Annotated in this window: 5 protein-coding genes and 1 pseudogene; 1 reads left to right on the top strand and 5 read right to left on the bottom strand. The window is 75.9% G+C overall.

What is annotated here, in order from left to right; translation table 11 throughout:
* Both G3I42_RS36590 and G3I42_RS36585 read right to left on the bottom strand, forming a co-directional pair.
* Positions 1 to 1,274, bottom strand: a pseudogene (locus G3I42_RS36590) (AAA family ATPase); the annotation flags it as partial.
* A gap of 75 nt (positions 1,275 to 1,349) precedes the next feature.
* Positions 1,350 to 2,048: a TetR/AcrR family transcriptional regulator gene (locus tag G3I42_RS36585; RefSeq protein ID WP_164291954.1), complete on the bottom strand. Its 699-nt coding sequence runs from the start codon at positions 2,046 to 2,048 to the stop codon at positions 1,350 to 1,352.
* 146 nt (positions 2,049 to 2,194) lie between these two features.
* Here G3I42_RS36585 and G3I42_RS36580 point away from each other — a divergent pair, with 146 nt between their 5' ends.
* Positions 2,195 to 2,428, top strand: a complete 234-nt coding sequence (locus G3I42_RS36580) for a hypothetical protein (protein WP_164291953.1) — start codon at positions 2,195 to 2,197, stop codon at positions 2,426 to 2,428.
* Between the two features lie 25 nt (positions 2,429 to 2,453).
* Here G3I42_RS36580 and G3I42_RS36575 read toward each other — a convergent pair whose 3' ends face one another.
* From G3I42_RS36575 to G3I42_RS36565, 3 genes are all read right to left on the bottom strand, one after another.
* Positions 2,454 to 3,671 carry an aminoglycoside phosphotransferase family protein gene (locus G3I42_RS36575; protein WP_343244760.1) on the bottom strand — a complete coding sequence of 406 codons (1,218 nt, stop codon included), beginning with the start codon at positions 3,669 to 3,671 and terminating at the stop codon, positions 2,454 to 2,456.
* A gap of 699 nt (positions 3,672 to 4,370) precedes the next feature.
* On the bottom strand, positions 4,371 to 5,177 hold the full coding sequence (locus G3I42_RS36570) for an HAD-IA family hydrolase (protein ID WP_164291951.1): 807 nt from the start codon (positions 5,175 to 5,177) through the stop codon (positions 4,371 to 4,373).
* On the bottom strand, positions 5,174 to 5,905 hold a 732-nt coding region (locus G3I42_RS36565; protein WP_164291950.1), incomplete at its 5' end, for a GntR family transcriptional regulator. The genes G3I42_RS36570 and G3I42_RS36565, both read right to left, overlap by 4 nt.

The raw sequence follows: 5,905 nt of genomic DNA, 5'->3' as shown, positions 1-5,905 counted from the left end.
CAGGCGGCGGTACGGGGGCCGGAGCGGCGTTCGGCGCGGGCGCGGACGAGCGCGAGCAGGCGGGCGCGGAAGCGCTCGCGGCCCGCGCGGTAGGGGAGGGTGCCGTCGCTGACGGCGGTACGGATGGGGGCGAGCGCCTCGCGGACGGCCTCGGCGTCCACGCGCCACAGCGCGGAGCCGTCGGGGACGGTGAGCGAGGCTTCGGCGTCCTCGGGTGCGGCGGTGAGGGCGTGGAGGGCGCGGTGCAGGACGGTGGCGAGGCGGGGGTCATGCTTGAGGCGGGCGACGGCCTCGGGCTCCGTGGTGCGGGCGGGGCCGTGGTCGAGGAGGGCGGTGAGGGTGGACTGGCGGACGCCCGACTCGCCGAGTGCGGGCAGGACTTCGGCGATGTGGCGGAGGAAGGCGGGGTTCGGGCCGAGGACGAGGACGCCCGCGCGGCTCAGGCGGCGGGGGTGCGCGTAGAGGAGGTACGCGACGCGGTGCAGGCCCACGGCCGTCTTGCCCGTGCCGGGTGCGCCCTGCACGCAGACCGAGACGTCGAGCGGGGCCCGTACCAGCGTGTCCTGCTCGGGCTGGAGCGTCGCGGCGATGTCGCGGAGCGGGCCGCTGCGGGGGCGTTCGATCTCGGCGAGGAGGAGGGGGCTGGGGGGTATGGGCGTGGCGGAGGGGGCGGAAGGCGTGGCGGCCACCGGGGGCGTGGAGGTCTTGGCGGGCGCGGGCGCTTCGTGGGGGATGGCGGGGGTACGGGCCTCGGGGAACTCGTCCTCGAACGCCGTCAGTTGCTCGTCCGTACCGTCCGCTCCCGGGGCCCAGCCGAAGCGGCGGCGGCGGGCGAGGCCGTAGGGCTCGGCGGGGCTCGCGCGGTAGAAGGCGCGGGCGACGGGGGCGCGCCAGTCGACGACGAGCGGGGGGACGGTGGGGTCCTCGGAGACGCGGCGGCGGCCGAGGTGGTAGCCCTGCCCGGCGTGCTCGCCCGCCCGGGCGGGGTCCGGGGCGAAGTCGATGCGGGCGAAGAAGAGGGGGCCCGGGGGGAGTTCGTCCAGGTCCCGCGCGTGACCGCGCAGGGCGCGGCCGAGGACCTCGGCGTCGGCGCCCGACGCGGAGACGGTGGCGCCGGTGACGACGTGGTCGTGCGCGGCCTCGCGTGCGGCCGCGACGGCGGCACGGCAGCGGGCGTGGTGGGCGCGGGCGGCGCGGAGGGGGGCGGGGAGGGCGGGAGACGCGGACTCGGTGGGGGCGTTCGCGGCGTCGGCGGGGGCAGGCTTCGGCGTCATGGCCCCGAAGCTTAAGGCAACCCGGTTAGTTTTGTTACTCGGTTACGTTTTCGTTTGCGGCCGCTCAGCGGCCCCTCAGCGCTCCCTCAGCGCCGCCGCCAGTCCCGTGAAGCCCTCCTCCGCCTCGTGCGCGGCGGTCGGGTAGAGAGCGTCCGCCGTGGCCCCGGCCGCGATGCGGCGCCAGTTCTCCATGGCGAGGACGCGCTGGACGGCGACGATCTGGGCTGCGGCGAGGCGGTGCGCGAGGGGCGGGAGGTCCGTGTCCGGCGTGAGGGGTCCGGCCAGGGCGCGGGCGAGGGCGGTTTCGGAGCGGTCGGTGTAGGCGTGGAGGCGGGCGAGGAGGGACGGCGTGCCGTAGAGGAGGCGGTGGTAGGCGAGGACGGCGGGGACGTCGTTGAGGCCGGTGACGGGGTCGCGGCGGTCGAGTCCCGTACGGAAGTGCGCGGCCAGGGCGGCGACCGGGCGGCGGTGCTCGGCGCGGGCCTCGGTCACGACGCGGGCGGCCTCGTCCTCGTGGTCGGCGAAACGGTGGAGGACGAGGTCCTCCTTGGTGGGGAAGTACCGGAAGAGGGTGGGCTTCGAGACGCCCGCGACGGCGGCGATCTCGGCGACGGGTACGGCGTCGAAGCCGCGTGCGAGAAAGAGGGCGATGGCCGTCTCGGACACGTGCCGGTAGGTCTGGAGACGCTTGCGCTCCCGCAGACCGGGCGCCCGGCCCACGCCGCCCGTACCGCCGTTGCCCACGCCCTGTCCCGCCCCGCTCCTCGCTCGCACCCGGCCATCCTAGGCAGGGAGCGAGCGGGCGGGGCACCGCCGCACGCCGCCGTACGAGCGTGGGGCGGCCGAGCCCGGGCCGGGGGCGGTGGCTACGCGGCACAAGTGCTCGGCGTGCTGACGGTCGCGAGTGGAAGGGCACGACCGTGGCTCGGCGTCTGGACGGAGACGCCGACTCCGTCCGCGGACGTCCTCCTCACGAACTACGCCGCTCAACCCCCGACTTCCTCGGCGATCTGGGTGAAGGCCGGCGCGACGGGCCGCGTCACGGCCCGCGCCGCGAGGTCGCGGCGTGGCTGCTCCGCGACGTGCGGGACCGGCCGGCCGGCCTGGCACCCGACGACGTCATGGCGCTCAACGAGGTGCGCTCCACGTTCTGAGGCGGCGGGCGCGTGGCCCCGGCGCTCAGGGAGCCGTGCCCGCCACTCCCCCGAGCGCCGCGAGCGAGGCCCGTGCCGCGGACAGTGTGCGGCCGTAACGGCGCACGGCGCGGGCGACGTTGGGGGCGTCGAGTGCCGTACCGGTGACGATGCGGTCGAGGTCGAGATAGGCGCTGCGGAGGCGTTCGAGGTGGGCGTAGACGGGGGCGTCGCGCTCCCAGCCCGCCGTGCGGTCCGGGGGGAGCACACGGCTCCAGCGGTGCAGCATCCGGGTGCGCAGCGAGGGGCGGGCCGGGGCGAGGTGGAGGTGCCGGACCAGTTCGTACAGGGGGTCGCCGGTCAGAGCCAACTCCCAGTCGATCAGGGCGAGATCGTCGCCGGGGAGGCGGACGAGGTTCCACGGGTTCAGGTCGCCGTGGAGGAGGCCGGGCGTGCGGGGCGTGACGGTGAGCGGCGCGAGGAGCGTTTCGAGCGCGGCCGGGTCCGGCAGGCCGCTCGCGGTCGCGCGGGCGAGGACCGGGGCGGGGAGCGAGGCGACGAGGCGGACGAGTTCGGCGCGCAGCCAGGCGAAGAACTCCGGTCGCCCCGCCGCCGGTTCGAGGTGCGCGCAGTCCACGCGGGTGAGTGCGGCGAGCTGGTCGACGAGCGCGTCGGCCTCCCGGACCCGCAGGCCGTTGACGGGGTGGCGCGGGGTGAGCCGGTCGGGCGTGACGCGCGAAGGCCCGGGCAGCGGGCCCTCGTACGTGTGGAGCGAGAAGGACCCCTCCGCGTCGCGACCGAGCGCGAGGACGCGGGGGACGCGGGGGGCGCGGGGAAGACGGGGTGCGCGGGGCTCTGCGGGCGCTCCGTCCTCGTACGTGGTGTGGATCGCCTCCAGGACGCTGTGCTCGCTGTAGAAGCCGCGCTCCCTGCGGACTGCCACGGCGGGCGCGAACCGCCGTACGACGACGGCCCGTTGCATGGCGGGGAACCAGACGACGGCGTTGCGGTGCGCCGTGCCGCTCAGGACGCGGACCCGCGCCGGGTCGGCGGTACGGGCCGCGGCGAGCGCCTCGGTGACCGCGTCGGCCGGGAACTCCGGTGCTGGCGGCACGCGTTCGTCCGGCGTCCAGCCGAACCGGCCTGCGGGGGACGGCGGTACGGGGCGGGGACGCGCGGGGCCGAAGGCGTGGGCGCCCTCCGTCTGCGCCCCGGCGGCGCGGACGACTCCGCAGGCGATGGCGTGCAGGCGGGGCGCGGGCACATGATGCGCACCGCGCGGTGCACGCGACTCATGACTCCCCTGTGACGCACCGTGCGTGACGTCGCGCGCGGAGTCGTGTCCGCCGCTCTCGCCGCCCCCCGGCTCCTTGCCCTGCCAACCGGACCTCACGGTGCGCACGTGCCACTCCCGAACCGGCCCCGCCCACCGGGGCTCCGCTCGCTCACCGTAACGGAGCGGAAGAGGCGCCTCCGCTCGCGGGACCGAGAAGAAACGATTCGGCGTACGGCTGTACGAGCACCCGGGCGACCCGCCCGCGTTCGCCACCCGTCCGCCACCCCTGTTCGCCAGCCCACGCCACCCATCACGCCAGGTCAGGGCCCAGGTCGAGGGCGGCGGGACGGGGCGCGAGGAGGCGGGCGGACCGGGTGCCGGAGCGGGGGATGGTGGGCGATGGGCGGGGTCCGGCAGGGGCGGCCGCGCAGGGGGTTGGCGCTCGCACGGATCGCCGAATGTCGGCGACGCGTTGTGACGGGTGCGGGGCGGAGTGCGCTTGCCGAGTGGGGAGGAGGCGGGACGGGCGGGCGTGAAGCCGGGCGAGGGCGGCGGCGGGTTGGCGGCGGGGGGCCGTCCGTCACTGCGGGCGACTGCGGCCGACGCAGCCTCGGACCCGCACGGCAGTCCGTCCCGTACGGCAGTCCCGCACCGCATCCCCGCCCCGCCGGGCGCCCTCCCCCACCCCTACAACACCTCCGTATAAGACGCCACCACATACCTCGCCCCCGCCGCGTGCAACGCCGCCCGGCGGGCGGGGCGTTCGGCGTAGCCGAGGAAGGGGATACCGGCGGCTCGGGCGGCCTTCGCGTCGCCCGGTTCGTCGCCGATCATCAGGGTCGCGCGAGGGTCGGCGCCGAGGGACTTGACCGCCTCGGTCAGGCAGTACGGGTCGGGCTTGAGGCGGAGCGGGAGGCCGCGGCCGTGGTAGTGGTCGGCGAAGTAGCCGTCCAGGTGCTGGAGTTCGAGGTAACGGCGGGCGGCGAGCGGGGAGTTGTTGGTCGTCACGGCGAAGCGGCGGCCCGCCGCGTACCACGTGTGCAGGAGTTCGGTGAGGTACGGCGTCGGACGGGCGCTTTCGGCCGCCCTCAACTCCTCATCCGTCAGAAGGGATTCGAGGGCCCGGACCGTACCGCCCTCCGTGTCCCGCGTGCCCACGGCCCGCAGGAGGGCCTGCGGGTTCTTGCTGAGCGAGGCGCCCGCCGCGAGCGCCCGGCCGCCGGGGCGGGCGTCGAGCCAGCTCGCCATGCGGCGGGCTATGCCGCGCGCGGGATGCCCGGCGAAGAGGCGGCACACGGGGCCGTCGAAGTCGAAGAGCACCCAGCGGGTGCGGGCTATCAGTTCGGCCAGTGGTTCGGCGGGGGGCTCGGCGCGGAGGGCGGGACCGGTCGGCCCGGGGTCCGGTTCCGGGCCGGGTCCCGATGTGGGTCGGTGCCCCGACTCCCGTGCGAGGCAGGCGTGTTCCGGTTCCGTGTGCGTCCTGGTTGTCGTCACCCGTCGAGTTTCAGCTCCTCGCTGATGGTCTGCCAGAGGCCCTCGAACCAGCGGGCGGACTGCGCGACGAACACCTCGTCGCGCGGGCCGTGCGTGACGTCGTACGGAAAGAGCTGGGCGCGCGGTCCCCAGGTGTCGATCATCTCGGGGACGTCCTCGCCGTTCTCGTCGGTCCGTCTCACGAGGTAGTACGCGAAGAGGGCTTCGCTCCCGTTGAGGACGTACAGCTTCACCGGCGGGGTGAAGGGGACGGTACGGAAGGCGACGGACACCTTCGTCCCGTGGGACTGCCGCAGCCCGGTGAGCGTCCGGCTCAGGACCCGTACCTGCGAATCGCGCATCTCCAGCCAGCGGCGGTGCACGGCCGCCGCCTCGACGGGCTCGCCCGAGGCCGCGACGGGGAAGGCGAGGTCGATGCTGCGGCTGGGCAGCAGGATGCGCACGTCGACGGACTCGGGCCGCAGGCTCCCGCTGTGCACGCCGATGACGGCCTCGCTGACGGCGGGGATGAGCGATTCGGCGGTGAGGCAGAGGGCGTCGATCCGCACGTCGGGCGCGGCGAAGGCCCGTACGAGACGGGGGCCGAGCGCGACGAGCGTGGGGCGCGGCTCCGGCGTGCCGCCCGCGCGTTCGCCGTCGTGGCCCGGCTGGGCGACGCGCGGCGGGACGCCCTTCGTGGAGTGGCTGAGCAGCCCTTCGGCGCGCAGCGCCTGGAGCGCCTGGCGCAC

The organism is Streptomyces sp. SID11385 (assembly GCF_010548245.1).
Classification (GTDB): Bacteria; Actinomycetota; Actinomycetes; order Streptomycetales; family Streptomycetaceae; genus Streptomyces.
The sequence above is the reverse complement of the archived record's forward strand: the minus strand, read 5'-3'. Positions and strand labels throughout refer to the sequence as shown.